26 protein-coding genes and 7 tRNA genes are annotated in these 26,226 nt (G+C 31.5%); 10 read left to right on the top strand and 23 right to left on the bottom strand.

Features of this window, described 5'->3' with window-relative positions; translation table 11 throughout:
* Nucleotides 1–471 precede the first annotated feature (471 nt).
* A complete protein-coding gene (locus GRQ01_RS05290) occupies nucleotides 472–768 on the bottom strand; it encodes an HU family DNA-binding protein (RefSeq protein WP_158334767.1) in 297 nt (98 codons plus the stop codon).
* 102 nt (nucleotides 769–870) lie between these two features.
* Nucleotides 871–2,706 carry an invasion protein CiaB gene (ciaB, locus tag GRQ01_RS05285; protein WP_158334766.1) on the bottom strand — a complete coding sequence of 612 codons (1,836 nt, stop codon included), beginning with the start codon at nucleotides 2,704–2,706 and terminating at the stop codon, nucleotides 871–873.
* Nucleotides 2,707–2,767: 61 nt separating this feature from the next.
* Between ciaB and GRQ01_RS05280 the strand changes: the two genes are divergently transcribed.
* Nucleotides 2,768–3,175: an acyl-CoA thioesterase gene (locus GRQ01_RS05280; protein WP_158334765.1), complete on the top strand. Its 408-nt coding sequence runs from the start codon at nucleotides 2,768–2,770 to the stop codon at nucleotides 3,173–3,175.
* Between the two features lie 41 nt (nucleotides 3,176–3,216).
* On the opposite strand, the gene kcuS is transcribed toward GRQ01_RS05280, so the two are convergent.
* The 9 genes from kcuS to GRQ01_RS05235 form a co-directional block, all read right to left on the bottom strand.
* Complete coding sequence (gene kcuS, locus GRQ01_RS05275; protein WP_158334764.1) at nucleotides 3,217–3,414, bottom strand: KCU-star family selenoprotein; 198 nt, start codon at nucleotides 3,412–3,414, stop codon at nucleotides 3,217–3,219.
* The gene (locus tag GRQ01_RS05270) at nucleotides 3,395–5,506 is read right to left on the bottom strand and encodes a carbon starvation CstA family protein (protein WP_158334763.1); all 2,112 of its coding nucleotides are present in this window, start codon (nucleotides 5,504–5,506) and stop codon (nucleotides 3,395–3,397) included. Before GRQ01_RS05270 ends, kcuS begins: the two co-directional genes overlap by 20 nt.
* 170 nt (nucleotides 5,507–5,676) lie before the next feature.
* Nucleotides 5,677–6,606 carry a ribose-phosphate pyrophosphokinase gene (locus tag GRQ01_RS05265; protein ID WP_158334762.1) on the bottom strand — a complete coding sequence of 310 codons (930 nt, stop codon included), beginning with the start codon at nucleotides 6,604–6,606 and terminating at the stop codon, nucleotides 5,677–5,679.
* A gap of 104 nt (nucleotides 6,607–6,710) precedes the next feature.
* The gene (locus GRQ01_RS05260) at nucleotides 6,711–7,370 is read right to left on the bottom strand and encodes an amino acid ABC transporter permease (protein WP_158334761.1); all 660 of its coding nucleotides are present in this window, start codon (nucleotides 7,368–7,370) and stop codon (nucleotides 6,711–6,713) included.
* A gap of 10 nt (nucleotides 7,371–7,380) precedes the next feature.
* A complete protein-coding gene (locus GRQ01_RS05255) occupies nucleotides 7,381–8,133 on the bottom strand; it encodes an amino acid ABC transporter permease (RefSeq protein ID WP_158334760.1) in 753 nt (250 codons plus the stop codon).
* On the bottom strand, nucleotides 8,133–8,912 hold the full coding sequence (locus tag GRQ01_RS05250; RefSeq protein ID WP_158334759.1) for a transporter substrate-binding domain-containing protein: 780 nt from the start codon (nucleotides 8,910–8,912) through the stop codon (nucleotides 8,133–8,135). Before GRQ01_RS05250 ends, GRQ01_RS05255 begins: the two co-directional genes overlap by 1 nt.
* Nucleotides 8,913–8,932: 20 nt before the next feature.
* Entirely contained in the window at nucleotides 8,933–9,661 is a 729-nt protein-coding gene (locus GRQ01_RS05245; protein ID WP_158334758.1) for an amino acid ABC transporter ATP-binding protein, read from the bottom strand.
* Nucleotides 9,662–9,780: 119 nt separating this feature from the next.
* A complete protein-coding gene (locus tag GRQ01_RS05240; RefSeq protein WP_158334757.1) occupies nucleotides 9,781–10,557 on the bottom strand; it encodes a CheR family methyltransferase in 777 nt (258 codons plus the stop codon).
* A gap of 27 nt (nucleotides 10,558–10,584) precedes the next feature.
* Nucleotides 10,585–11,139 (bottom strand): CheB methylesterase domain-containing protein, encoded by a 555-nt coding sequence (locus tag GRQ01_RS05235; protein WP_158334756.1) that lies wholly within the window; start codon nucleotides 11,137–11,139, stop codon nucleotides 10,585–10,587.
* 164 nt (nucleotides 11,140–11,303) lie between these two features.
* Between GRQ01_RS05235 and rpiB the strand changes: the two genes are divergently transcribed.
* The 6 genes from rpiB to ychF are packed head-to-tail and all read left to right on the top strand — an operon-like array spanning nucleotide 11,304 to nucleotide 15,793.
* Nucleotides 11,304–11,741 (top strand): ribose 5-phosphate isomerase B, encoded by a 438-nt coding sequence (gene rpiB / locus GRQ01_RS05230; RefSeq protein ID WP_158334755.1) that lies wholly within the window; start codon nucleotides 11,304–11,306, stop codon nucleotides 11,739–11,741.
* Nucleotides 11,741–12,073 carry a hypothetical protein gene (locus tag GRQ01_RS05225; protein ID WP_158334754.1) on the top strand — a complete coding sequence of 111 codons (333 nt, stop codon included), beginning with the start codon at nucleotides 11,741–11,743 and terminating at the stop codon, nucleotides 12,071–12,073. Before rpiB ends, GRQ01_RS05225 begins: the two co-directional genes overlap by 1 nt.
* Nucleotides 12,070–12,618 (top strand): adenine phosphoribosyltransferase, encoded by a 549-nt coding sequence (gene apt, locus GRQ01_RS05220; RefSeq protein ID WP_158334753.1) that lies wholly within the window; start codon nucleotides 12,070–12,072, stop codon nucleotides 12,616–12,618. The genes GRQ01_RS05225 and apt overlap by 4 nt, the downstream gene beginning before the upstream one ends.
* A gap of 30 nt (nucleotides 12,619–12,648) precedes the next feature.
* The gene (locus GRQ01_RS05215; RefSeq protein WP_158334752.1) at nucleotides 12,649–13,245 is read left to right on the top strand and encodes a DedA family protein; all 597 of its coding nucleotides are present in this window, start codon (nucleotides 12,649–12,651) and stop codon (nucleotides 13,243–13,245) included.
* Complete coding sequence (locus tag GRQ01_RS05210; RefSeq protein ID WP_158334751.1) at nucleotides 13,242–14,693, top strand: leucyl aminopeptidase; 1,452 nt, start codon at nucleotides 13,242–13,244, stop codon at nucleotides 14,691–14,693. Before GRQ01_RS05215 ends, GRQ01_RS05210 begins: the two co-directional genes overlap by 4 nt.
* Nucleotides 14,690–15,793: a redox-regulated ATPase YchF gene (ychF, locus tag GRQ01_RS05205; RefSeq protein WP_158334750.1), complete on the top strand. Its 1,104-nt coding sequence runs from the start codon at nucleotides 14,690–14,692 to the stop codon at nucleotides 15,791–15,793. The genes GRQ01_RS05210 and ychF overlap by 4 nt, the downstream gene beginning before the upstream one ends.
* 8 nt (nucleotides 15,794–15,801) lie before the next feature.
* On the opposite strand, the gene argH is transcribed toward ychF, so the two are convergent.
* Genes argH through GRQ01_RS05180 form a run of 5 tightly spaced genes read right to left on the bottom strand, consistent with a single transcriptional unit; the run spans nucleotide 15,802 to nucleotide 23,296 of the window.
* Nucleotides 15,802–17,184: an argininosuccinate lyase gene (gene argH, locus GRQ01_RS05200; protein ID WP_158334749.1), complete on the bottom strand. Its 1,383-nt coding sequence runs from the start codon at nucleotides 17,182–17,184 to the stop codon at nucleotides 15,802–15,804.
* A 9-nt stretch (nucleotides 17,185–17,193) separates the two neighbouring features.
* Nucleotides 17,194–18,768 carry a phosphoenolpyruvate carboxykinase (ATP) gene (pckA, locus tag GRQ01_RS05195; protein WP_158334748.1) on the bottom strand — a complete coding sequence of 525 codons (1,575 nt, stop codon included), beginning with the start codon at nucleotides 18,766–18,768 and terminating at the stop codon, nucleotides 17,194–17,196.
* An 11-nt stretch (nucleotides 18,769–18,779) separates the two neighbouring features.
* Nucleotides 18,780–20,579 carry a biotin/lipoyl-containing protein gene (locus tag GRQ01_RS05190; RefSeq protein ID WP_158334747.1) on the bottom strand — a complete coding sequence of 600 codons (1,800 nt, stop codon included), beginning with the start codon at nucleotides 20,577–20,579 and terminating at the stop codon, nucleotides 18,780–18,782.
* Between the two features lie 29 nt (nucleotides 20,580–20,608).
* Nucleotides 20,609–21,949, bottom strand: a complete 1,341-nt coding sequence (locus GRQ01_RS05185; protein WP_158334746.1) for a sodium-dependent transporter — start codon at nucleotides 21,947–21,949, stop codon at nucleotides 20,609–20,611.
* Nucleotides 21,950–21,961: 12 nt separating this feature from the next.
* Nucleotides 21,962–23,296 carry a sodium-dependent transporter gene (locus GRQ01_RS05180; protein ID WP_158334745.1) on the bottom strand — a complete coding sequence of 445 codons (1,335 nt, stop codon included), beginning with the start codon at nucleotides 23,294–23,296 and terminating at the stop codon, nucleotides 21,962–21,964.
* A 242-nt stretch (nucleotides 23,297–23,538) separates the two neighbouring features.
* Here GRQ01_RS05180 and GRQ01_RS05175 point away from each other — a divergent pair, with 242 nt between their 5' ends.
* The 3 genes from GRQ01_RS05175 (at nucleotide 23,539) to GRQ01_RS05165 (ending at nucleotide 25,159) form a co-directional block, all read left to right on the top strand.
* A complete protein-coding gene (locus tag GRQ01_RS05175; protein WP_158334743.1) occupies nucleotides 23,539–23,877 on the top strand; it encodes a F0F1 ATP synthase subunit C in 339 nt (112 codons plus the stop codon).
* 32 nt (nucleotides 23,878–23,909) lie between these two features.
* Nucleotides 23,910–23,995, top strand: a tRNA-Leu gene (locus GRQ01_RS05170).
* 252 nt (nucleotides 23,996–24,247) lie between these two features.
* Nucleotides 24,248–25,159, top strand: coding sequence for an AEC family transporter (locus GRQ01_RS05165; protein ID WP_203121231.1), 912 nt, complete (start codon nucleotides 24,248–24,250; stop codon nucleotides 25,157–25,159).
* A gap of 16 nt (nucleotides 25,160–25,175) precedes the next feature.
* Here GRQ01_RS05165 and GRQ01_RS05160 read toward each other — a convergent pair whose 3' ends face one another.
* The 7 genes from GRQ01_RS05160 to GRQ01_RS05130 all read right to left on the bottom strand — a co-directional run bounded on the left by GRQ01_RS05160 (nucleotide 25,176) and on the right by GRQ01_RS05130 (nucleotide 26,214).
* The gene (locus tag GRQ01_RS05160) at nucleotides 25,176–25,565 is read right to left on the bottom strand and encodes a hypothetical protein (RefSeq protein WP_158334741.1); all 390 of its coding nucleotides are present in this window, start codon (nucleotides 25,563–25,565) and stop codon (nucleotides 25,176–25,178) included.
* Between the two features lie 52 nt (nucleotides 25,566–25,617).
* Nucleotides 25,618–25,694: transfer RNA gene (locus tag GRQ01_RS05155), tRNA-Asp, on the bottom strand.
* A 34-nt stretch (nucleotides 25,695–25,728) separates the two neighbouring features.
* A tRNA-Val gene (locus tag GRQ01_RS05150) sits at nucleotides 25,729–25,804 on the bottom strand.
* Nucleotides 25,805–25,865: 61 nt separating this feature from the next.
* Nucleotides 25,866–25,941: transfer RNA gene (locus GRQ01_RS05145), tRNA-Lys, on the bottom strand.
* A gap of 5 nt (nucleotides 25,942–25,946) precedes the next feature.
* Nucleotides 25,947–26,023 (bottom strand) — tRNA-Asp (locus GRQ01_RS05140).
* 33 nt (nucleotides 26,024–26,056) lie between these two features.
* Nucleotides 26,057–26,132, bottom strand: a tRNA-Val gene (locus GRQ01_RS05135).
* Between the two features lie 6 nt (nucleotides 26,133–26,138).
* Nucleotides 26,139–26,214: transfer RNA gene (locus tag GRQ01_RS05130), tRNA-Arg, on the bottom strand.
* Nucleotides 26,215–26,226 lie beyond the last annotated feature (12 nt).

The raw sequence follows: 26,226 nt of genomic DNA, 5'->3' as shown, positions 1-26,226 counted from the left end.
AAGGAGTAAAAAGCATATTGTGGTCCACTAATTTGTGCCATAGCACAAGAACTTAGTAAGGATATGGTAGCTAAGGATAGGGCTAGTTTTTTAGAATTTGGTTTTTTTGATTTTAAATTCTTTGAAGTTAAATTCTTTGATCTTAAATTATTTGTTTTTTTAAATCAGAGTATTTAGATTTTAAATACCCCCCCCCTCAGAATTTTCATTAGATGATAAAGGATTTTTTAAAAACAAAGCATGATTAGAAGATGAAGTGTTTTTAGACATTAATGTTCCTTTGAAGCATTCCCCCCCCCAGAGAGTATTGCAAGCTTTCATAAGTGTTCCTTTAAAGTAAGATAAAATATAAAAAATAATTATGTAATGATAAAATATATTGTTTTAAAAGGAGGTTAAAATGTAGTTTGAAGGTTTAAAAATATATGGATGTAGGAATAAAAAGGCTAGAATAAATCTAGCCTTAAAGTTTTATTTTTTCTTTTTGCCGCTTGATTTAGCAACAGCTTCTTTAAGGTTTTTGCCTACTTTGAATTTAGCAACTCTTGTAGCAGGAACTTTGATTGTTTTTCCTGTACTTGGTACTCTAGCTTCTCTAGCAGCTCTTTCTTGAGTAGAGAAAGTACCAAAACCGATAAAACTAATGCTATCACCTTTAGCTAAAACTTCAGTAATAGTAGCAATAACTGCGTCAGTAGCCGTAGTGGCGTCTTTTTTGGTTAGCCCAGCTGTTTGAGCAACTAATGAAATGAAATCTGCTTTAGTCATAAAAAGCTCCTTTGTTTTAATTGAAACGCCTAATTCTAGCATATTTCCAAAACAATATCAAGTCTAAAAGGAATTTTTTAAGATTTTTTTTAAAAAAAGCCTTTATCTTTGAATTTGATATCTTTGAAATTCTGTGCTATTATCGATTTCATTGCCTATTTGTTTGTATAGTTCATAATAAAACTGCACGAATTCTTTGCATTCTTTTAAACGAGGAAAGAAAATGCCTTGCTCTAACTCGCAAAAACGGTTTAAAAAGTCTTTAGCATCTTGTTTTAGGGCATAGTGTTTGGCTAAATCATAATAATTTTTCAAAACAGCTTGCTTAAAGCTTTCGTAAGCTTGTAGGGTAAAATTTATTTTTAAAGTATTATTATGAAAAGATAAAACTTGACTTTGAAAAAGCAAGCTAAGATGTATGAGTGCTTCGGTATAATAAGGCCTTACTTCATTTACTTGCTGCCAAGCTATAAGAGTTATAGCTCTTTTAATAAGATCATGAAATACAGGCATTTTTAAATCCTCTTGCTCATGGTAAAAGAAATTTAGCAATCCTCCTGCTGTAGCTTTGTATTCTTCTATATTTTTAAAAAAACCGCTTTTATCCATGAGTATTTGCGTATCCTTTGCTATAAATAAAATATGGCCAAATTCATGTCCTATGGTAGAAACCTCATAAACGCGTTTCCAAATTTGCTCTTGAAAAAATAAAATTTCCCTACCATAAGCTAAAAATTCTTTATCAAAAATTTCACTAGCAAGCTTCATAAAAGGCCTGTTTTTGGTATTTTCATAGACGAAATTGACAAAAGCAAAGATTTTTTTGCCTGCTTGGGCACTGACAAACTCATCATTAGGGACTACTTGAGCTGAAAATAAACCCTTAAGTTCAGAACCATAAAATAGCATAGGGGTGCAGATGTAAAGCTGGGTTTTTTGTATATTAGACAAGACTTCTTTTTGAAGATTAGGATCTTTAAGTTTTAGATCATTATAGATATGTAGGAAGGTTTTTTGGATTTGATGGTTTAATTTTAAAGGATCTAAATTGCTTTCATCTTCTAATCTTATATCCCATTCTAAGGCTACAGCATGGGTGTAATTATCCTCATAATACTCTAAGGGGTGGGCTACTTGCAAGGGTGATTTTATCTGCATCCAAGCAAATTCAAGATCTTGCCATGCTTGTATGATTTTATCCTCGTTTGTCTCACAAAAGGCAGATTGTAGTTTTTCAAAATACCTCACATAGGCTCTTTCTTCTTCATTGCTAGCAAAGGTGCTTAAATCTTTAAGAGCGTTTTTAAAAGCAGATTGTAGCTGGGGAAGTTCGTTTTGAAAGAATGTAGCATAGGGAAGTAATTTCCATGTATTTGCTATTTTTACCAAAACCCCATAGGATCTTTCGCAAATCCCTCCTTGAGGGGTTTTTTGATAAAGATGATTTTTCCTTAAAAATTCTATGGCACGATCTAGGCTGGGAAACTCTGTAGCTAGGATTTTGCTGTTTGTTTCTATGATTTGCTTACTCCAAGCAATTTCAAGTTCATTTATGATTAAACCTATATTATGCACGCCTTGTATTAAAGACTGGTAAAAATTGTTTAGAAGTTTTTCTTGTTTGATTTGGTTGATTAATTCTTGATGATCTTTTTCATAGAATTTTCTCACTTCTTGATAGAATTTGTACTTTAACTCTGCAATTTTGTCTTCTTTAAAATTATTTTTTTGCCATTGTTGGACTAGATTTTCTTCTTTTAAATCAATGAGGCGTTTTAGTATGGCTAGTATGTTTGGTTTTTCTTCTTTTAATTCACTTAAAGCAAGTAAATGTTTGAAATAAGGATCTAACTTTTTTTTATCTAAAATCTTATAAAAGGCATTGTTTTTTTCTTTGCGTTTGTTTATCAATGTGATGATTTGCTTAAAATTATTCATACTTTTCTTCTCCTTTTTAACTTTTTTAATTATAATTGCTTTTTCAAAATAAGGAGTAAAAATGAAAGACATGGGCGAACCAAAATTAAAAATCGTAGCTATGCCAAGCGATACTAATCCTGCGGGGAATATTTTTGGGGGATGGATTTTATCTCAAATTGATTTAGCTGGAGCTATAGCTGCAAGAGAACTTTCGCCTGAACGCGTTGTGACGATTTCTATGGATAAGGTAGTTTTTAAAGAACCTGTTTTTATAGGCGATGTTATTTCTTGTTACTCTAAAATCGTTAGCGTGGGTAATACTTCTATCAAAGTCGAAGTTGAAGTAGTAGCCCAAAGAGTCAATGATCAAGGATGTACTTGCTGCATTAATGTCACTTCTGCTTTAGTCACTTATGTGAGTGTGACAAAAGAAGGCAAGAAACAAGCTATTAGCGAAGAATTAAAAAAAATTCACGGCTTTAGCTAAAGCTTGCTTTTGTACGATAAAAACTTTATCCTTTAAGCTTATCAGCATTTGTTTAAACCGCCGCTATTGTATTTTTTATCTAAACATTCTTTAAAAAATTCTTTTCTTGTTTTGGGAATTTTTTCAGGATGTTTTTGTTTCATATGCTCTATGTATTTATCATAACTTGAAAGCCCTACTAAAGGGTGAAAAAACCTTTCGGCTTTTTCATAAAAATATTTAAGTTTTTTGAAAATCATTGATTTTAATATAAGGACTTTGTTTTAATGGAATTTTAATCTTGCCCAAACAAATTCCTATACAAGAACATATGACAAGTAAAGTTGCTATCATAAAAAATACACAAAGGATAGCATTGACTAGATTGGCAATTTTACTTTGGGTGGCTATTAAAATTTCTTTTTTAATCAAAGCAATTTTTGCTTCATCTTTTGTGTCTTGTAGGCTGAGTTTTAGCTCTTTAATCTTTTGATCTTGTATGCTAAAGGCTGCCACATGGCTTACAGCATTTGCTACTTTATCATTTGGATCATAAGGCATAATTTTAGCAATGCCTCCATATAGAGTAGTGACTAAAACAAAGCTAGCAGGGATTAAAGTCACCCAAGCATATTTTGCCTTATTCATTTTCACAAGTACGGTTGTAGCAAGAAGCAAGGCCATACCAGCAAGCATTTGATTACTCACGCCAAAAAGAGGCCAAAGGGTATAAATGCCTCCTTTAGGATCAATGGCACCTTGATAAAGAAAATATCCCCAGCCTGCAACGCTTAAAACAGTAGCTAAAATTCCAGCGGAGTAATTATGTATGTTTCCTAAAGGCTTATAGATATTGCCTAAAATATCTTGTACCATGAAACGGCAAGCCCTAGTACCAGCATCTACAGCTGTTAAAATAAACAAAGCTTCAAATAAGATGGCAAAATGATACCAAAAGGCCATTAAATCCACTCCGCCAAAAAGCTCATGTAAAATCAAAGCCACTCCTATGGCAAAAGTGGTAGCTCCACCTGTCCTTGAAAGTATGGTGTGCTCTCCTATATTTGTAGTCAAGCTAAGAATTTCTTCAGAAGTGATATTAAATCCCCAACTTGAAATGGTTTGTGCTACACTTGCAACATCACTTCCTATTAAAGCAGAACTTGAATTGATAGCAAAATAAAGCCCAGGATGCAAAATACAAGCACAGATTAAAGCCATAATGGCTACAGCACTTTCAGCAAGCATAGATCCATAGCCTACGGCTAAAGAATGGGTTTCGTTCTCAAGCATTTTTGGGGTGGTACCGCTTGAAATTAAAGCATGAAAACCACTAATAGCACCACAAGCTATGGTGATAAATAAGAAAGGGAAAATCGCACCCGCAAAAACAGGCCCTGTTCCATCAAAATACTGCAAATTTGCCTTTGGCATTTGTAAATCAGGTGCTACAAGTATAATAGCTAAGGCCATCACAAGGATGACTCCTATTTTTAAAAAGGTAGAAAGATAATCCCTTGGCGCAAGCAAAAACCACACAGGCAATATCGCTGCTATAAATCCATAAGCCATCATGATAATAGCTAAGGTTGGCGCATCTAAGGTAAAAACCTTACTCCAGTAAGGATCAATAGCTATAAAACTACCATAATAAATAGCTAAAATCAATAATACAAAACCTATAATAGAAGCCTCCCCTACTCTACCAGGACGGATAAAACGCATATAAATTCCCATAAATATAGCTATAGGAATAGTCATCGCAATAGTAAATAAACCCCAAGGAGATTCTGCTAAAGCCTTTACCACAACCATAGCCAATATAGCAATGATAATAAGCATAATGCCAAAAATCGCCACCATGGCAACACTGCCTGCAAGATGACCCATTTCATCTTTAATCATCTCGCCAAGACTTTTTCCTTTTCTGCGAGTGGACATAAAAAGCACGATAAAATCATGCACAGCACCAGCTAAAACACCTCCTGCTAAAATCCAAAGCATAGAAGGTAAATATCCCATCTGAGCGGCCAAAATAGGCCCTACTAAAGGACCAGCACCGGCAATAGCAGCAAAATGATGGCCAAATAATACAGTTTTGTTTGTAGGAACAAAATCGCGACCATCATTTTCTATGATAGCAGGTGTGGCACGGTTTTTATCAAGTTCTAAAACCTTATAAGCTACAAAACGCCCATAAAACCTATAACCTATGATATAAATACATGCCGCAGCAACTACCAAATAAATCGCCGAAACGTTTTCGCCTCTTTGCAAAGCCAAATAAGCAAAACAAATAGCACCTAAAACTGCAATAAAAAACCATAAAATTTTAATACTTAAACGAGCCATATTTCTCCTATGTAAAATAAAATATTTTTTAAAAGATAACAAATTTATAAATTAGTTTAGTGAGATTGTGTTTAGATTTTTCACATTTTATAAAAAAATATGATTTTTGTTTCTTTAAGTAACATAAATAGAAAAAGCAATAGCCTAAAAATATTTTCAGGCTATATAGGTTAAATAAATAAAGAATTCACGCTTTCATTATGATAAACACGACGTATGACTTCGGCAAAAACAGGAGTAACGCTTAAAACTTTTATATTTGGCAAATGTTCTTTTATAGGTATAGTATCAGTGACTACTAGCTCGTCTAAAAATCCTTTAGCTATTCTCTCATAAGCTTTGCCGCTTAATACAGGATGGGTGCAACAGGCCATGACAGATTTAGCCCCTTTGTCTTTTAAAGCTTGAGCTGCTTTAACTATAGTACCTGCTGTATCGATGATATCATCTACTAAAATGACTTCTTTATCTTTAACATCTCCGATGATATTCATCACTTCGCTTTCATTAGCTTTTTCGCGACGCTTATCTACTATTACAATATCAAGTCCTAAATGCCTTGCAACACTTCTAGCTCTAGCTACTCCTCCTATATCCGGGCTTGCTATGATAGCATTTTTAAAATGCTTGGCTTTAATATAATCATTAAAAACTATACTTCCATAAAGATTATCCACAGGTATGTCAAAAAAGCCCTGAATTTGCCCCGCATGAAGATCTATAGTAGCAACTCTATCAATGCCTGCTGCTTGGATTAAATTCGCTACAAGTTTAGCAGTGATAGGAACCCTAGGATTTGCCTTTCTATCTTGTCTTGCATAGCCAAAATAAGGAATGATAGCCGTGATGGAATTAGCACTTGATCGACGCAAAGCGTCTGTGAGGATTAAAAGCTCCATTAAATTGTCATTTGTAGGAACACAAGTGCTTTGTATGATAAAAACATCTTTTCCGCGGACACTTTCATCGATTTGCACACTGATTTCACCATCACTAAAGCGTTTGATTCCTGCATCACTTAAAGGCAAAGAAAGGTATTTTGAAACCTGTCTTGCAAACTCTATATTAGCAGAACCTGAAAAAATTTTATAACCTCGCATAAAAAACCTTAATGATAAAATATAGATTAACAAAAAAGATTTTAATAAAATTTTATTAAAAATTACTGTAAATTTTAAAAAATCCTATAAAAATATAAACTTTTTTACGAAACAAAAGCTGTTTTTTTAGCATAATATCTCACTAAGATAGACAATGAAAAACATATTACAAAATAAATCCCTGCAACAAAAGCTATCATAGCTAAAATTTGATCAAAACTTGTCAATTTTGCTAAGATGGTTTTAGAATTATAAGTAAGCTCAGCTATACCAAGTCCTGCCAAATAAGCCGTATCTTTTACAGTTGTTATGATTTGAGACAATAAAGCGGGGATTATTTTTTTAAAAGTTTGGGGTAAAATGATATAAAAAAGGGTAAAAAATTTCCCAAAACCTTGAGAATAAGCCGCTTCAAACTGTCCTTTTGGGATAGAATTAAGACCGCCTCTAATGATTTCAGCCATTACTGAACTTGTATAAAGAGAAAAACCTATAGTACCCCAAAAAGCTTGAGGAAATTGTCCAAAAAACACAGGCAAAACAAAACAAGCTGCAAGCATCCATAATAATAAAGGTGTGTTTCTAAAAATATCTATATAACAAGAAGCTAAAAATCTACTTAATCTATCACCATAATTTTTGGTTATAGCTAAAAAAGTACCAAAAACAATTGAAATAATACAAGTGGCTAAGGCTATTTTCAAACTAAGAAATAGACCTTGCATTAAAAATTCAATATTATGAGTATTAAAAATATTTTCCATAAAGGACCCTTTACCTGGTTAAATGTGCTTTTTTTAATTTATTTTCATAAGTCTTTGCAAAATAAGCCAAAGGATAACAAATTATAAAATATAAAATTGCAGCAAATATATAAGCTGGTGCATAATTTCCATAATCAGCGGCATAACTATCAGCTGAGTGCATTAATTCAGCTCCACCTATGATTAATAACACAGAAGTGTTTTTAATGAGATTGACCATTTGATTTGTCATGGGTGGTAAGATGATTTTGATAGTTTGGGGGATGATGATATAGCGCATTTGCTGGATGTAAGTAAAACCTTGAGAAGCAGAAGCTTCAAATTGCCCCCTGGGCACAGCTAAAATCCCACTTCTAACAACCTCGCTTACATAAGCACCATGATAAGCCCCAACGCCTAATACACCAATAGTAAATATATCTAATCTTATACCTAAAAAAGGTAAAGCATAAAATAAAAAGAAAATTTGTATGACTAAAGGAATATTTTGAAAAAGCTCTACATAAATTCTAGTATAAGCCCTAAGAATTGCAAATCTACTAGTAGCTATAACCCCGCCTATAGTGCCAAAAATTACAGCTATAAACAAAGCAAGCACACTTACTTCTAAAGTATAAATAAAACCATTGATAAAAGTATCTTTATTTTCTAAAACGTCTAAAAATTTCCATACTGCAAAAGGACTTATACTATTTTCATCGTATAAGCCCCAAGAGCTAAGAATTTGTTTTAAATCATCAACAAAACCTAGGCTCTCATTCATTATAACCCCCATTTTTTGACTAAATCATTGATTTGGCTTTCATGGTTTTTTACAAAATCATCAACATATTTTGCAAAATCAGGATCGTCTTTTTTTGTCACTATACCATAGCTTTGTGGTTCAAAGCTATCGGGTAAAATTTCACTTTTATCATCCACATAACCTAACAAGATTGATTTATCCACAGAAAATGCATCCACTCTTTTAGCATCCAAAGCTGCTTTTATACTTGGATAATCAGGAAATTCGCTAAATTTAACATCAACACCGATTTGTTTAGCAGCTTCACCTATAGCTTTTTTCGTAGTTGCAGCTTGAGCTACACCTATATTTGCCCCTTTCATATCTGCTAAAGATTTATAATTTTTTTCCTTTAAAACTAAAAGCCCTATAGCATCTTGATAATAAGGTTGTGAAAAATTATAAATTTTCTTTCTTTCTGGAGTAATGGTAAAAGTTGCTATAACCGCATCTACACTACCATTATCAAGCAAAGGACCTCTTGTTTTAGCATTTACTGCAATTAATTTTAGTTTCTTATCATCTCCTAATATACTTTTAGCTAATAATTTTGCAATATCAACTTCAAAACCTTTAATTTCACCTGTAGCTTGATCAAGTAAAGCATAATGAGGAACATCATTTTTCACACCGACAACTAATTGTCCTTTTGCTTTAATAGCTTCAAGCTTTCCTTCTGCGGCATTAGCATTATTAAATGCGACAAAAGCACCTAAAGCAAAAACTACAAACTTTAATAAAGATTTTCTAAAAACCATGTTTTCTCCTTTTAATTTAATTAATTTTTAAGAATTTTCCCTAAAAAGAGTTTTGCTCTTTCGGTTTTTGGATTTGAAAAAAACTCATTAGGGGTATTTTCCTCTACTATAGCTCCATCTTCCATAAAGATGATCCTATCAGCTACTTCTTTAGCAAAGCCCATTTCATGTGTGACAACGACCATGGTAGTATTGCTTTGATGAGAAATTTCTTTCATTACATCTAAAACTTCTTGTATGGTTTCTGGATCAAGGGCTGAAGTGGGTTCATCAAATAAAATATAAGGTTTTTTTGTACAAAGGGATCTAGCTATAGCAACGCGCTGTTGTTGTCCGCCTGAAAGTGTTATGGGATAGACATTTGCTTTATCTACTAAACCTACGACTTTAAGGTATTGAAAGGCTATTTCTTCTGCTTCTTTTCTGGATTTTTTTTGAAGCTTCATGGGAGCTAAAATAAGATTTTGCAAAACTGTCATATGAGGATATAAATTAAAATGCTGAAACACCATAGCACAATATTTTTTACAAATTTCAATTTTATTTTTATGATTTACAATAAGATTATTTACTAGCACTTCACCAGAACTGACTTCTTCAAGCCCATTCATACAACGGATAGTAGTGCTTTTACCGCTTCCACTAGGACCTATGATAACAAGTTTTTCGCCTTCTTTAACTGTAAGATTAACATTTTTAAGGACATGATGAGTTCCATAATATTTATTAACATTATTTAATTTAATCAAAATTTTTCCTTGTATTTAACTACAAATTTATTGTATCATTTAAATAAGCAAAATTACTTTAAAAATGTAACTTATTTTACTGATAATTTCGAAAATGTAACTTTTAGTAATAGAAAAAATCAAATTTTTTCATAGTAAACGCCTTTTGGAGAAAAAACCTTCTTAAAATATACAGTTTCAGGGATCAAATCAGCATTGCCGACATAGAGTCTGCCTTTATTGTTTAAAATTTTATGAAACCGTTCCATGAGTTTTAATTTCGATTCATGATCAAAATAAATGATCATATTCCTAGAGGCTATAATATCAAATTTTCCTAATCTTAAAAATTTTTCTTCAAATACATTGCAAAGTTCAAATTGACAGGTGCAAAATTCATTTTTATTAATAATATAAAATTTATCTTCGCTTTCTGAGAAAAATTTTATTTTCTCTCTTTCACTTAAGCGTTGCAAAGTTCTTCCTTGATATTTAGCTAATTTAGCCTTTTCAATAGCATGAGAATTAATATCAATGCCTAAAATATACATATCTTTTATAAAATTTTGTGCAGCTAATAAAGCAAGAGAATAAACCTCCTCGCCACTTGAGCAAGGAGCACTTAAGATATTGACTCTTTTTTCTAAAGTTTTAGCATAATAAATGATTTCTTTTAATTGCACCAATTCTCTTAAAAAATAAGTCTCGCCTATGGTGATGAAATCTAGAGTTTCTTGCTTAAGTTGTTTATTGATCTTTAATTTTGCTAAAAAGTCTGAAAAATTTTTAGTATTGGTTCCTTCAAGAAATTTATTTAATTTCAAAGCTAGTATGTTTTTTTTATCTGTTAAATCAATACCGCTTAACTCATTAATTATTCTTACAAATTCATTAAGTTCTAATTCACTAGGAATCATTTTATTTTCCTTCCTATTTAAGCTATATCAAGCTTGATTGATAAAATTGAGAATTTCTTTTTTAATCTCTTTTAAACTTTGAGATTTTAAATAAGGATTTATCTCTTTTGCTCTTTTTGGCATTCCATAAACTACGCTATCTGCTTCATTTTCGCATAAACATTTTACTCCTGTTTTATAAAGTTCAAACAAACCCTTAGCACCATCATCCCCCATCCCAGTTAAAATAATAGCTAAGATTTTATTGGTTTTGGTTAAAGATACTGCAGAATGGAAAAGCAAATCCACACTCGGCTTAAAACTCGATGCTATATCTTGCCAAGTGGCTATGATGTTTAAATTTCCAGATAAAACAGTATTTTTAGGACAAACATAAATTTTACTGCCTAATATTTCTTTATCATTTAATAAACACACTTCACTAAAAGCTTCTTTATTAAATTGGCCTACAAAAGATGGGATAAAATTAGCACTCATATGCTGGGCTATAACCACACAAGTGCTTTTTATATCAATATCTTTTAAAAGAAATTTGAGTTGATTGGGGCCCCCAGTAGAAGATCCTATGAGTATGAGATTCATTCCATTTTCCCCTTTTTAATGTCATTAAAATTTTATTTTTTTTATCACATAATTCTAACATAATTTAAAAAAAATAAAACTTATTTTTGAAAAAGAAAAGCTATTTTTATAATTTAATATGGTAAAATAGAATTCTTAAATCTTGATTTTACATGTGAGAAACTATGCTTAGGGAAAAAATTTACATTGCTAGCGATCATGCGGGCTTGGAATTAAAAGAAAAAATTTGCTTTTTTTTGAAAGAAAAAAAAATCAATTTTGAAGATCTTGGCACAAACAACTATATCAATTGCGATTATCCTGATTATGCTCATTTACTTGCCTCTAAAATAAATGATAAAAGTTTTGGCATACTTATTTGCGGAAGCGGTATTGGAATCTCTATAGCAGCAAATCGGCATAAAAATATTCGCTGTGCTTTATGCAATGAAACCCTAAGTGCGGAACTTGCAAGAAAACACAATGATGCAAATGTTTTAGCACTTGGAGGAAGATTAATAGGAATAGAACTTGCTATAAATCTTATAGAAAAATTCATCCAAACTCCTTTTGAAGAAGGAAGGCATACGCAAAGAATCCAAAAAATAGAGGTAAAAATATAATGTTTACAAATTGGCTTATTTCAACTGTGCTAATTTGCGCAACCATTTATTTAATTGTTATGTTATTTTACTATAAAACTCTACTTAGTAAAGAAAAAACATCAAAAGATTTTATTAAAAATAATCTTGATGATACTGAAATTGTTATTAGAAAACTACAAATCCAACTTCAAAGAAGTCTTGGAAACATAGACATACTTACAGAAGAACTTAACAAAATAAAAGCAGATCTTACTTCTTTAAGAACAAGGAATTCTCAATACCGTTTAGAAAATGATAAATTAAGACAAAGAATTAAAGAACTAGAAGCAAAAATTGAGGCCTTATTATGATAAAATTAACCCAAGAAGAACAAAAATATTTACTCAATAGTATTAGAATCATCCCTGATTTTCCTAAAAAAGGGATTATTTTTAGAGATATTACTACTCTACTTAATGATAAAAAAGCTTTAAATTTCTTACTTAAACACCTAAAAGAGCGTTATCAAAGCTATAATTTAGACTTCATAGTGGGAACAGAAAGCAGAGGCTTTATTTTTGCATCAATGATTTGTGCGAAACTAAATCTTCCTTTTGTACCTATTAGAAAACCAGGAAAACTTCCTTTTGAAACTTTTAATTGTGAATACGAACTTGAATATGGAAGCGATAAAATAGAACTCCACAAAGATGCATTTAAAAATACTCAAAATGCAAAAGTTTTATTAGTAGATGATTTAATAGCAACAGGAGGAACAGCCATAGCTTCTCATAAACTCATAGAAAAAGCCGGCGGAAAGTGTATTGAAGCATGCTTTTTAATCAATCTTAAAGATTTAAAGGGTGCTAGTAAACTTGAAAAACTCACTTCAGTTTATAGTGTTTTAGAAATTTAGTTTTTTAACTTCATTTGTAGAAAGGCGAAAATGGAAGAATTTTTAAAAAATTTACTTTACCAGTACAAAGACTTAGCTTATATTATCATTTTTCTATGGTGTATTTTAGAAGGGGAACTTGCCTTGGTTTTAGCAGGAATTTTCGCTCATCAAGGACATGTGAATTTAGGTTTAGTTGTTTTTATAGCTGGACTTGGCGGTTTTGTCGGCGATCAAATTTATTTTTACATAGGAAGATATAATAAACGCTATATACAAAAAAAGCTTAAAACTCAAAGGCGTAAATTTGCAGTGGCACATTTATTATTGCAACGCTTTGGTTGGCCTATTATTTTCATACAGCGTTATATGTATGGTTTTAGAACCATCATTCCTATGAGTATAGGCATTACACGCTATAGTGCTAAAAAATTTGCTATTATTAATCTTTTAAGCGCTTGGGTTTGGGCAGCAATTACCATACTTTTAGCTTGGTATTTTGGTGAAAAAATTTGGCAAATGGTAGCTTGGGCAGAAACCAATTGGTATTATGCGGCTATTATTATTATAATGTTTTTGTCTTTTTTATTGTTTGGATTTAAACAAATGGAAAAAGCTATACTTAAGAATAAAAGGAAAAAATTATGAAATTTGAATTAAATAATAAAAAATTAGAATCAATTAAAGCGGATTTTGAAATCATTTTCATACAAAATAAAAATTTGAAAAAATTAGATAAAGAAAAAGATTTTTTTAAATTAAACAATTATGAAGGCGAAGGTGCTTTGCTTGATTTAAATAACAAAAAATTATATGTAGAACTTAAAAGTCTTGCTTATGAGGATATAAGATTATCGCTTTGCATGGCTTATAAAAACCTTGAAAAACTCAATATTAAAAGCGTAAAACTTCCTAGTATAGTAGGAGAGTGTGTTGTAAAAAGCTTTGCATCTTTGGTAGAAGGGGTTCTTTTTGCATCCTACAAATTTGATAAGTATAAAAAAGATAAAAAAACAAGCACTTTAGAAAAATTTATCATCTCAAGTGAAGAAATAAATGCTAAAACATTTAATCACGATGAAGCAAAAATAGGCTTAGAACGTGGAAAAATCCTAGCAAATGCAAGTAATTTCACTAAAAATATAGTCAATGAAATTCCTGAAATTTACACTCCTTTAAAAATGGCACAAGATGCACAAAATTTAGCCAAAGAAAACAAAAATATCACTTGTGTGATTTATGATGAAAAATTTTTAGCCAAAGAAAAAATGCATGCTTTTTTAGCGGTTAATCGTGCTTCTGTACATCCTCCTCGCCTTATCCATCTTAGCTACAAAGCTAAAAATTCAAAAAAACGCATTGTGTTTGTAGGAAAAGGTTTAACCTACGATAGCGGAGGCTTAAGCTTAAAGCCTGCTGATTATATGCTTACTATGAAAGCTGATAAAAGTGGGGCCGCAGCGGCTATGGGCATTATCAAAGCTGTGGCTGAACTTTGCTTAGATTTAGAAGTGCATTGTATACTAGGAGCAACTGAAAATATGATAGGGGAAAATGCTTATAAACCTGATGATGTTTTAATTTCACGCGAAGGTATAAGCATAGAAGTAAGAAATACTGATGCTGAAGGACGCTTGGTTTTGGCTGATTGTCTTTCTTTTGCACAAGATTTAAAACCTGATTTACTCATTGATATGGCAACGCTTACAGGAGCTTGCGTTGTGGGACTTGGAGAATTTACAAGTGCTATCATGGGAAATAATGAACAATTGCAAAATGATTTTTATCTTAGTTCTAAAAACAGCGGAGAATATGCTACCGTTTTACACTTCAACCCTTACCTTAGAGAATTGATAAAATCAAATATTGCTGATGTTAGCAATACCTCTTCTAGTCGTTATGGTGGAGCGCTTACAGCGGGATTGTTTTTAGATAAATTCATACGTAAAGAATATAAAGATAAATGGCTGCATCTTGATATAGCAGGTCCTGCTTATATAGAAAAATCATGGGGATATTCTAGCTTTGGCGCAGGTGGTGCTGGAGTGAGAATGTGTGTTAATTATCTAATAGAAATGTTAAGGAAAAATTCATGAATTTAAGTGTAGGCATCGTAGGACTTCCTAATGTAGGGAAGTCAACGACTTTTAATGCTTTAACCAAAACCCAAAATGCTCAAAGTGCAAATTATCCTTTTTGCACTATAGAGCCTAATAAGGCTATGGTTAAAGTGCCTGATTTAAGACTCAATGAACTCGCAAAAATAGTCAAACCTGAAAGGATTGTGCATTCTTTAATAGAATTTGTTGATATTGCAGGATTGGTTAAAGGTGCAAGCAAGGGAGAAGGTTTAGGCAATAAATTTTTATCAAACATTAGAGAAACAGAAGTGATTTTACATATAGTGCGTTGCTTTGATGAAGAAAACATCACCCATGTTGAAGGCAAAATAGATCCCTTACGCGATGTAGAAATCATTAATACAGAACTTATTTTAGCAGACATAGAACAAGTTAGTAAAAAAATAGAAAAACTTAACAAAGAAGTAAAAACTAAACAAAAAAATGCACAAGAAAATTTAGATTTAGCATATTCTTTGCTAGAGCATCTTAACAAAGGCTTAAGTGCTAGCTGCTACCCTCAAAAAGATAATGAACTCTATCAAGCTTTAAACAAAGAATTAAGACTGCTTTCTGCTAAAGAAGTTATCTATGGTGCTAATGTCGATGAACAAGGTATCAATCAAGATAACAAATACGTACAAACTCTTAAAGAATATGCCCAAAAAAACAATCATGAAGTCATCAAGCTTTGTGCAAAAATTGAAGAAGAGCTTATAGATTTAAGTGATGAAGAAAGCGAAGAATTATTAAAATCTTTAGGAGTAAAAGAAAGTGGATTAGAACAAATCATTCGCACTGCTTTTACAAAACTTGGACTCATAAGCTATTTTACAGCAGGTGTTGTTGAAGTACGTTCTTGGACTATTAAACAAGGTTGGAAAGCCCCAAAAGCTGCAAGTGCTATTCACAACGACTTTGAAAGAGGATTTATCAAAGCAGAAGTTATTTCTTATGAAGATTATATTACCTACAAAGGCGAAAATGGTGTTAAAGAAGCAGGAAAATTGCGACTTGAAGGTAAAGACTATGTCGTTTTAGACGGAGATATTATCCATTTTAGATTTAATGTCTAAAGATTTTTCTATAAAGAAGCGATAAAATTTTCTAGAATTTGTATTTGTTTTTCCACACTTGCAACAGAACTAGAACCTTCACTTTGCTTAGCATTTAAGGAATGTTCGAAATTTAAACATTTCATAGCTTTTTGATCAAAGATAGGATTGATTTTTGAAAGATCTTTAATCTGACTTATGTCAATTTTATCTTTTTCAGCCTGTGCTACAACACTACCTACAATAAAATGTGCCTTTCTAAAGGGGATGTTTTTTTCATTCACCAAGTAATCAGCCAAATCAGTGGCTAATAAATGCCCTTTTTTACAAGCTTGAGCCATATTTTCTTTATTAACTTGCACTTCTTTTAACAAAGCATTTAAGATAATCAAGCTTTCTTTTGCAGTTTTTACACTATCAAACAATGCTTCTTTATCCTCTTGCATGTCTTTATTATACGCTAAAGGCAAAGCTTTCATGGTAGTTAAAAGAGAAATTAAATTCCCATAAACACGACCTGTTTTTCCGCGTATAAGTTCACAAACATCGGGATTTTTTTTCTGAGGCATAATAGAACTTCCTGTAGAAAAACTATCACTTATACTTAAAAATCCAAATTCTGAACTAGAAAATAAAATCATTTCTTCACAAAGTCTTGAAGTGTGAGTAAAAATAAGGGCTATATCATAAAGCAAATCAAGAGCAAAATCCCTATCGCTAACCCCATCCATGGCATTTGGCATGATATTTTTAAAACCTAAGATTTTAGCACTAAAATTACGATCAGTCTTATAGCTAGTCCCTGCACATGCACAAGATCCAAGCGGAGAAAAGTCTGCAAGTTCTAAACTGTTTTGCAAGCGTTTAATATCACGCATAAACATAAAAGCATAAGCTAAAATATAAAATGAAAAACTCACTATTTGGGCATGTTGTAAATGTGTAAAACTAGGCATTATAGTATTTTTATGAATTTTTGCATGAGAAAGTATGGTCTGGATGAGTTCTTTTAAAAGCAAGATAAGATCAACATGGGCTTTTTTTGTATAAAGCTTAAAATCTGTTGCCACTTGATCATTTCTACTTCTTGCGGTGTGTAATTTTCCACCAATTTCACTGCCTATAATTTGGCTAAGACGTTTTTCTATAGCCATGTGGATATCTTCATCTTTAAGATCGAAAATAAATTGCCCTTGTTCTATTTCTAATTTGATTTGATTTAAAGCTTTAACAATGGCTTTTAATTCTTCTTTAGTCAAAATACCACAATTTTCAAGCATACTAGCATGTGCAATAGATCCTTGTATGTCTTCTTGAAATAAAAATTTATCTACGTGCAAACTTACATTAAATTCTTCTAAAAGCTTATCACTTGCAGCGCTAAAACGTCCAGACCACATTTCATTTTTCATTAAAACACCTTAAATTTTAGGTCCAAATTGACTGAATTCTAATCCTTCTTTAACATCTTCGTAACGCTTGAAATTTTGCACAAACATCTTAGCTAATTGATCTCTTGTATTTGTATAAGCATTCTTATCTGACCAAGTATTTATAGGATTTAAAAAGATATTTTCCACCCCTTCTAAAGCTTTAGGAATGGCTAAATTAAAAACTTCAAAATTTTCAAATTCACATTGAGAAATGCTTCCATCTAAAATAGCATTAATGCAAGCTCTAGTGACTTGGATACTCATTCTTTTACCCACACCATAGCTTCCTCCACTCCAACCTGTGTTAACAAGATAAACATTTACATTATGTTTATGAATTTTTTCTCCAAGCAATCTTGCATAAACTGTAGGATGCAAAGGCATAAAAGGCTCTCCAAAACAAGCCGAAAAAGTCGCTTGAGGTTCACTAACACCTCTTTCTGTCCCTGCAAGCTTTGCTGTATATCCACTTAAAAAATAATACATAGCTTGTTCTTTACCAAGCTTGCTTACAGGAGGCAAGACACCAAAAGCATCAGCACTTAAAAAAATGATATTTTGTGGATGCCCTGCTTTTAAACTAAGCTCATGGTTTTGAATATGATCAATAGGATAAGAAACTCTTGTATTTTCTGTCTTTGAAGCATCAGCATAATCTACACTTCCATCTGCTTTTAAAACTACATTTTCTAAAAGTGCGTTTTTCTTAATAGCGCCATAAATTTCTGGCTCATACTCAGGATTAAGATTGATTGTTTTAGCATAACAACCCCCTTCGAAATTAAACACACCCTCATCATCCCAACCATGCTCATCATCACCTATAAGCTTTCTTTTTGGATCTGTTGAAAGCGTAGTTTTTCCTGTACCACTAAGCCCAAAAAATAATGCCACATCACCTTTTTCTCCTACATTAGCACTACAATGCATAGAAAGTTTATTTTCAAGCGGCAACCAATAATTCATCATAGAAAAAATTCCTTTTTTCATCTCTCCGCCATACCAAGTTCCACCAATAACTGCTATATTTTCTTCCATGTTAAAAATCACAAAAACTTCAGAATTTAAACCGTCTTTTTTATAATCTTCATTAGTGCATTTACAAGCATTATAAACGATAAAATCGGCTTTAAAATCTTCAAGTTCCTTAGAATTAGGGCGTATAAACATGTTTTTTACAAAATGTGCTTGCCATGCAACCTCAGTCACAAATCTTATAGCTTTACGACTTTGTAAAGAAGCACCACAAAAAGCATCTTGAACATAAATTTCTTTTCCGCTTAATTCTTTTTTTGCTTTATTTAAAAGCTTGTCAAATAATTCTTTTGTGATGGCTTGATTAACCTTTCCCCAGGCAATATATTTACTTGAAGGGTCTTGCTTAACAAAATATTTATCCTTAGGACTTCTTCCTGTAAAAATCCCTGTATCAACACAAAAAGCACCATTATCAGTACTTAAACCTTCATTATTAGCTTTTTCATGTGCATTTAACTCTTCATAAGTTAAATTATGAAAAACTGTTTTTATATTTTCTATACCTAAATTATTAAATTTTTCCATTTTCCCTCGCTTTAATTTTTATAAATAGCTAAAATTTGTCCTTCACTAACCATATCACCTATTTTAACACAAAGTTCTGAAATAACACCATCTTTTGAAGCATTTATTTCAATTTCCATTTTCATTGCTTCTAAAATCATAATAACTTGTCCTGATTTTACTTCTTCACCTTCATTGATATAAATTTTAAAGACACTACCTGAAATGTCTGCTAAAATTTCATTTTCTACATTTGCAAAGGTCTTTAAATCCGAAGAAGAAATGTTTTTATTTTCTTCTACTTTTTTTGCACTTTTGATATTCACATCTTTATCAAAACCATAACTTACTTCAACATGATATTTATTGCCATTTACTGCAACGGTAAATTTATTTTCATCAAGGCTAGGTGATTTTGCTACGACATGATTTTTGCGTATATTTACCTTTATTTCGCCTTTTAAAAATGCTATGCCTTTTTCCTTACAAGCTGCTGCGATAAAAATATTTTCTTCGCTTGTATTTATACCTTCTTTTTTAAGTAAAGATTTAACATAGGCTATGCTTTTTGTCTCATCTTTATCAGCTATATCTATAGCAAGCTCTGTAGTAGGCTCTAGATTTAACTGCTTTGAAGCAAGTTTTACAATATCAGTATCTGGGGCAACTGGAGTTTTTCCAAAATACCCAAGCACCATTTTACCATAACCTTCTGCAATTTTCTTCCAAGAACCAAACATAACATTATTAAAAGCTTGTTGGAAATAAAATTGAGAAACAGGAGTCACAGAAGTGCCAAAACCCCCTTTTTCAACTACTTCACGCATAGCATGAATAACTTGAGGAAATTTATCCAAAATATTATTATCTCGCATCATTTGAGTATTTGCTGTTAAAGCTCCTCCTGGCATAGGAGAAAAGGGGATAAGTGGATTTACCATAGTTGCTTCAGGGGGTAAAAAATATTCTTTTAAACAATCTTTTAAAACTTCTTCATATTTTAAAATTGCCTCTTCTTCAAGACCACCAAGATCGTAATTTTGTCCTTTTACAGCATGCATCATAGTTAAAATATCAGGCTGAGAAGTACCGCCGCTTACAGGAGCTGCAGCAAGATCTATACCATCAACCCCTGCTTGAAGTGCTGCAAGATAGCAAGCTACACTCACTCCAGCAGTTTCATGCGTATGAAGTCTTATATGTGTATTTTGAGGCAAAATTTTTCTAGCCATTTTAATGGTTTGATAAATTTTATTTGGATTTGAAGTCCCACTAGCATCTTTAAAACAAAGGCTATGAAAAGGAATTTCTGCTTTTAAAATTTCTTTTAATATTTTTTCATAAAAAGCAAGATCATGTGCGCCTTTACAATTTAAAGGCAAATCCATTAAAGTAATAGTAATTTCATGCTTTAAACCGTGTTTTACTATACATTCTCCACTAAATTTTAGATTATTTACATCATTGAGTGCATCAAAATTTCTTATAGTTGTTGTACCATGTTTTGCAAACAATTTTGCATGCAAATCAATGAGTTCTTTGCTTCCTGTATCTAAAGTAACAGTATTTACGCCTCTTGCTAAAGTTTGCAAATTAGCTTCTTTTCCCACAAGGGATCTGAATTTATCCATCATGGTAAAGGCATCTTCATTAAGATAAAAATACAAACTTTGAAATCTAGCTCCACCGCCAAATTCAAAATGTGTAATACCTGCTTGTTTGGCTGCTTCAACAGCAGGAAAAAAATCATCCATTAAAACCCTAGCTCCATAAACAGATTGAAAACCATCCCTAAAGCTTGTGTCCATTATATCGATGAATTTTTTAGCCATTTGTTTTCCTTGAAAAAAATATATTTTTATTATACAAAAATTTGATAACACATTACCAAAATTATCGCCACAGGGGATATAAAACGGATAAAAAACAGCCAAACTAGAAAAATTTCTCTGCTTATAAATTGAGAGAAAATCTTATAAATCTTTTTTTGATCCATAAAAAAACCCACAAATATAGAACTTACTATAGCCCCAAGAGGTAATAAAAAATTAGAAGTAACTTTGTCTAATAAAGTAAAAAAATCTTTACCAAAAAAACTCAGCATAGACGAAAAATCAGAATTTAAAGACAAAATACAAGCGTTACCTAAAACAAAAACAAAAAATCCTATAAAAAACAAAGCCTTAAGACGAGAAATTTTATAATTATTAATCATATAAGAAGTTAAAGGCTCTATCATAGAAATAGCTGAAGTAATACCTGCAAAAAAAAGTGCTAAAAAAAAGCAAAATGCTAAACCATGCCCTAAAGTTCCAAGTTGATTAAACAAACTTATTAAAGAGATAAAAACAATGCCAGCACCTTCAGTATAAGGATGAGTTCCAAATTCGAAAATGAAAGTAAAAACAATAATCCCCATAATAAAAGAAATAAATAAATTAATCAAAACAATATATACAGAACTTCTAATAAAATTAGTCTTTTTATTTAATGCAGCAGAATAAGTAACTATACAACCTATACCCAAACACAAAGTAAAAAATGCAAGCCCTAAAGCTTCTGCAATGGAACTTAATTTAAAATACAAAATATTAGGATAAAAAAGATAAGAAAATGCTCTTGCAAAACTCTTTTGAAAACTCATGCAATAAAACAACATAAAAAGAAGCATTAAAAACAAAATAGGCATAATAATAAGATTTAACTTTTCAATGCCTTTAATCAAACCTTTAGACACAATAAACAAAGTAAGAAAAAAAGATAAAATAAAGAAAAAAGCAGAACTTGATAAATCACTGCTGATTAAAGTATGAAAATTAATCTTTGCTTCTTCTAAGCTTTTAGGAAGATAATAAAGACTGCTTAAAGTGTATTTTAAAACCCATCCCATAATGACCAAATAAAAAGAAAGAACAAAAATCCCACCTAGCATGAAAATCCCAGCATAACGCCATCTTTTGCCATGACTTATAGCAAGACTTGAATAAGCATTAGCCAAATCACTTTTACTCAAACGTCCCATAGCTACTTCAGCTAAAAAAATACTAAAACCTATGCTTAAAGTAAAAAATAAATATAAAAGCACAAAAATAAAACCCCCATTTTCCGCACTTAAAGTAGGGAATTTCCAAGCATTGCCTAAGCCTATAGCTCCTCCAGCAACAGCTAAAATAAAACCTATTTTTGAAAAATATGTTCTCATAGTCTTTTTAATTCACTTTAATAATGCAACTATCATAACCACAACTACAGCCAAAGGAGAAATAAACCTTAAAAATACATACCAAAGCTCAAAAAATAGACCTTTCATATAAGGTTCAAATAAAATTTTTAAAGCTTCTTTTTTCATGATAAAACCCACAAATATAGAAGCTAAAATTCCACCCAAAGGCATGATAATTTTACTTGAAATACTATCAAGAAAATCAAAAAAACTTACTCCAAAAATATGAAATTGTGTATCTTTTAAAGAAGATAAAATACATAGCATTCCTAAAATATAAACAATAATAGCTATTAAAATCACAGCTTTTTTACGACTCATATTAAAAGTATTAATAAGATAAAAAGCAAAAGGCTCTACCATAGAAATAGCTGAAGTAATACCTGCAAAAATCAAAGAAATAAAAAATGCAGCTCCAAAAACATGACCCATGACTCCAAGTTTTTCAAATAAAGTTGCTAAAGAAATAAAAACAAGTCCGGGGCCTTCTTGATTAGGATCATAGCCAAATTCAAAAATAAAAGTAAAAACCACCAAACCCATTAATAAACCCACTAAAAGATTGATAAAAATAATATTTAAAGTACTAGTGATAAAATTAGTCCTATCGGGCAAACTCGCAGAATAAGTAATAATAGTTCCAACACCCAAAGAAAGACTAAAAAATGCAAGTCCTAAAGCCTCAAGAATATTAGAAATATGAATCTTAGAAAAATCAGGTATAAAAAGAAAACGAGTCGCCATCATAAAACCTTCTTTACTTATAGCATAAATAAGCATTAAAAGCAATAAAATAAACAAAGAAGGCATCATCCAAATATTTAATTTTTCAATACCATTTTTAACACCCTTAGAAACTATATAAAAAACACTGAAAAAAACCAAAGTAAAACAAATAAATTGACTGATGAAATCTTCACTTGTTAAAATTCCAAATTGTGCTTTGCTTGCTTGCAAATCCATAGGCAAAGCTCCACTTACACTTAAAAAAGCATACTTAAGTATCCAAGCAATAACCAAAATGTAAAAAGAAACAATTAAAATCGCTCCTATCATTGTAAAACCCACGCAAGACCAAGCCTTTTTATTTGAAGGTGCTAATCTTTCATAAGCATTTACAGGATCTTTTTCACTAATCTTACCAATACTTAACTCAGCCAAAAATATAACAAAGCCTACACCTAAGGTAAGCATAATATAAAGTAAAATAAAAGCTGATCCTCCACTTTGCCCTACTAATGTCGGAAATTTCCAAGCATTACCTAATCCTACAGCAGATCCCGCCACTGCTAGAACAAAACCTATTTTTGAAAATTTAGAATCCAATGTGACAACCTTATTTCATAAAAAATTATTTTAAAATATTATTAAAGCAAAAAAAGTTTTAACCTTTATTAAAAACAAAGCAATTTTATTCAAAAATGTGAAATTTTGTAAATTTCAATAAAAATAAAGATAGTTTTAGCTATTATTTTAATTCATTTTTAAATCTTAAGTAGGGATACGCAAGCCGAACTGATTTAAAAATTAAAAATAATTTATCAATATTTTAAAGAAAGGTTTAAATAATGAAAAAATTAGTTTTTTTATTATTAGCATGCACAGCAGTAGTTTTCGCAAGTGAAACAAATACTCCAGTAGAACAAGAAGCTATTAACGTATGGATTAAAGCATTTTCAGTTCTTGCAGCGGGCTTAGGTCTTGGCGTTGCAGCACTTGGTGGTGCTATTGGTATGGGAAATACCGCAGCAGCAACTATAGCAGGAACTGCTAGAAATCCAGGTCTTGGAGCCAAACTGATGACAACAATGTTTATTGCTTTAGCAATGATAGAAGCACAAGTTATTTATGCTCTTGTTATTGCACTTATAGTACTTTATGCAAATCCTTTTATAGTTGTACAATGATTTAAAAAGCCTTTTTAGGCTTTATTTTGATTGCGGTTATGGTGGAATTGGTAGACACGCCATCTTGAGGGGGTGGTGCGCTCCGCGTGTGCGAGTTCGAATCTCGCTAACCGCACCATAATACTTATCTTTCAAATAAAATATTTTTTATAAAATCTTCTAATACATTTTTATAAATCTAGTAAAAAACATTATAATAATTTAAAATCTTTGATTGATAAATCCTAAAAACTCAAAATATCAATAGCTAAGTTTATCCTTCAAATCTACAACAATATTTTTATAAAACTTAAGAATATTTAAGATTTTTTTTAACTATAAAGATTATAATTCTATCCATTTTAAAATCATCTTTAAAGAAGGATGAAAAGTGTTTATTTTTCTACCATTATTTACAATTTTTGTTTTACTTGCAGGGGGTTATTTCGCAAAAAAAACAGGTGTTTTAAAACAAAAACAAGCCAGAACTTTTTTGGATTTTACTGTTGCTTTTGCTCTACCTTGTTTAATTTTTGATAAAGCTTATCATTTAAATTTTGATTTTTCATTGATAATTTTAATTTTTATAGGTTTTTTTAGTTGCATATTTTCAGGATGCTTAGTCCTTATCATTGGAAAAATATGCAATTTTTCTAAAGCTACTTTAATTAGCATGTTTTTACTTTCTTGTTTTGGAAATACTATTTTCTTAGGCATGCCTATTATCACAGGAATTTTTGAAGATCCGCAATTTAGCGCAGAAGTTATACTTTATGATGCTTTAGCTACAACCTTGCCTATTTCTCTTTTTGGGCCTTTTATACTTTCTTTAGGAAATGGCAAAAAAGTCAATTTAGCAGTTCATATTAAAAAAATTCTTACTTTCCCTCCTTTTTTGGCTTTATTTTTTGGTTTTTTATGTAAATTCATTACCTTGCCTGATTTTATTTTCACGCCTATACGTTTATTTGGAGGAACAGCAACTCCTTTAGCACTTTTTGCTATAGGTTTAGGGCTTGGTTTTATGGCTATAAAAACAGCTTACAAGCCTACAATCCTTGTTATCTTTGCAAAAATGATTTTAACTCCGATAATTTTTATTTGCTGTTTAAAACTATTTGGATTTAAATTAAATACCTCTGCCATAGTTGCAATTATAGAAAGTGCAACTCCTACTATGACCTTAACAGCAGCTATAATAATGAAAGCAAAACTAGATAGTAATTTAGCTGTGAGTGCTGTAGCTTTTGGAGTACTTTTTGCTTTTATTTCTATACCGATTTTAGTTTGGATTTTATTATAATCCAAACTAGATTTGCTTATTTATTTTTAAATTCAGAAAAATTAGAAATAATATTTTTTAAAATTACTCCATCAAGTTTTAATTTATAAAATTGTTCAAAATTTTCTAAGCTATTAACAAGCATCAAAATTCTACTATCAAAGATATAAAACTCTGCAACCTCACTTGCAAATTTGGCAAGTTTTATGTCCTCAAAAATCAAAAATTTCGCTCCCAAAGCATTACCTAGAAATATTTCATCTTTATTTTGCACTAAAATAGCAAATTCAAAATGACAATCTTTCAAATAAGCAATCAATTTTTCATCATAAACCATACAATAAATCTTTTTTTCTTTAATTTCTTCTCTTTTTGTAATAAAAGAAAAATCTGAATTTTTCAATAATTTATGTCCAATGATAAACATTTTTTTCCTTATTTTTAATCTTTATTGTAAATGATCTTATCTTGTTAATAAATGGCGCAGCGGACGGGGCTCGAACCCGCGACCTCCGCCGTGACAGGGCGGCATTCTAACCAGCTGAACTACCGCTGCACTCAAAGTAAAGAAGAAAATTTATCCATTTTTATGGTGGTCGCTATAAGACTCGAACTTATGACATCCACCTTGTAAGGGTGGCGCTCTACCAACTGAGCTAAGCGACCTAATTTAAAGCTTTATTTCCAAACAAAACATCATTCTGAAGTACTCTCAAGCTTATAAACATGGTGTCCCGTGTTGGATTCGAACCAACGGCCCCCTCCTTAAAAGGGAGATGCTCTACCAGCTGAGCTAACGAGACAAAAATGGCGCAGCGGACGGGGCTCGAACCCGCGACCTCCGCCGTGACAGGGCGGCATTCTAACCAGCTGAACTACCGCTGCATCAAAGTAAAGAAGAAAATTTATCCATTTTTATGGTGGTCGCTATAAGACTCGAACTTATGACATCCACCTTGTAAGGGTGGCGCTCTACCAACTGAGCTAAGCGACCTAATTTTGGCGACCCCTAGAGGATTTGAACCTCTGTTTCCACACAGAGAGAGTGTTGTCCTGGGCCACTAGACGAAAGGGTCATAACCCTATAA

The sequence above is a fragment of the Campylobacter bilis genome (assembly GCF_016806695.1).
GTDB classification, from domain to species: domain Bacteria; phylum Campylobacterota; class Campylobacteria; order Campylobacterales; family Campylobacteraceae; genus Campylobacter_D; species Campylobacter_D bilis.
Note: the sequence above shows the minus strand (reverse complement) of the source record. Positions and strands in the feature narration are given on the sequence as shown.

Excerpts from the sequence above, each read along its gene's own strand:
- rpiB (WP_158334755.1), top strand. The coding sequence starts at position 11,304 with ATGCTTAGGGAAAAAATTTACATTGCTAGCGATCATGCGGGCTTGGAA.
- GRQ01_RS05250 (WP_158334759.1), bottom strand. The coding sequence starts at position 8,912 with ATGGTTTTTAGAAAATCTTTATTAAAGTTTGTAGTTTTTGCTTTAGGT.
- GRQ01_RS05210 (WP_158334751.1), top strand. The coding sequence starts at position 13,242 with ATGAAATTTGAATTAAATAATAAAAAATTAGAATCAATTAAAGCGGAT.
- ciaB (WP_158334766.1), bottom strand. The coding sequence starts at position 2,706 with ATGAATAATTTTAAGCAAATCATCACATTGATAAACAAACGCAAAGAA.
- GRQ01_RS05265 (WP_158334762.1), bottom strand. The coding sequence starts at position 6,606 with ATGCGAGGTTATAAAATTTTTTCAGGTTCTGCTAATATAGAGTTTGCA.
- GRQ01_RS05240 (WP_158334757.1), bottom strand. The coding sequence starts at position 10,557 with ATGATTCCTAGTGAATTAGAACTTAATGAATTTGTAAGAATAATTAAT.
- ychF (WP_158334750.1), top strand. The coding sequence starts at position 14,690 with ATGAATTTAAGTGTAGGCATCGTAGGACTTCCTAATGTAGGGAAGTCA.
- GRQ01_RS05280 (WP_158334765.1), top strand. The coding sequence starts at position 2,768 with ATGAAAGACATGGGCGAACCAAAATTAAAAATCGTAGCTATGCCAAGC.
- GRQ01_RS05290 (WP_158334767.1), bottom strand. The coding sequence starts at position 768 with ATGACTAAAGCAGATTTCATTTCATTAGTTGCTCAAACAGCTGGGCTA.
- GRQ01_RS05190 (WP_158334747.1), bottom strand. The coding sequence starts at position 20,579 with ATGGCTAAAAAATTCATCGATATAATGGACACAAGCTTTAGGGATGGT.
- pckA (WP_158334748.1), bottom strand. The coding sequence starts at position 18,768 with ATGGAAAAATTTAATAATTTAGGTATAGAAAATATAAAAACAGTTTTT.
- GRQ01_RS05175 (WP_158334743.1), top strand. The coding sequence starts at position 23,539 with ATGAAAAAATTAGTTTTTTTATTATTAGCATGCACAGCAGTAGTTTTC.
- GRQ01_RS05255 (WP_158334760.1), bottom strand. The coding sequence starts at position 8,133 with ATGAATGAGAGCCTAGGTTTTGTTGATGATTTAAAACAAATTCTTAGC.
- GRQ01_RS05215 (WP_158334752.1), top strand. The coding sequence starts at position 12,649 with ATGGAAGAATTTTTAAAAAATTTACTTTACCAGTACAAAGACTTAGCT.
- GRQ01_RS05235 (WP_158334756.1), bottom strand. The coding sequence starts at position 11,139 with ATGAATCTCATACTCATAGGATCTTCTACTGGGGGCCCCAATCAACTC.
- argH (WP_158334749.1), bottom strand. The coding sequence starts at position 17,184 with ATGAAAAATGAAATGTGGTCTGGACGTTTTAGCGCTGCAAGTGATAAG.
- GRQ01_RS05225 (WP_158334754.1), top strand. The coding sequence starts at position 11,741 with ATGTTTACAAATTGGCTTATTTCAACTGTGCTAATTTGCGCAACCATT.
- GRQ01_RS05260 (WP_158334761.1), bottom strand. The coding sequence starts at position 7,370 with ATGGAAAATATTTTTAATACTCATAATATTGAATTTTTAATGCAAGGT.
- apt (WP_158334753.1), top strand. The coding sequence starts at position 12,070 with ATGATAAAATTAACCCAAGAAGAACAAAAATATTTACTCAATAGTATT.
- GRQ01_RS05160 (WP_158334741.1), bottom strand. The coding sequence starts at position 25,565 with ATGTTTATCATTGGACATAAATTATTGAAAAATTCAGATTTTTCTTTT.
- kcuS (WP_158334764.1), bottom strand. The coding sequence starts at position 3,414 with ATGATTTTCAAAAAACTTAAATATTTTTATGAAAAAGCCGAAAGGTTT.
- GRQ01_RS05185 (WP_158334746.1), bottom strand. The coding sequence starts at position 21,949 with ATGAGAACATATTTTTCAAAAATAGGTTTTATTTTAGCTGTTGCTGGA.
- GRQ01_RS05270 (WP_158334763.1), bottom strand. The coding sequence starts at position 5,506 with ATGGCTCGTTTAAGTATTAAAATTTTATGGTTTTTTATTGCAGTTTTA.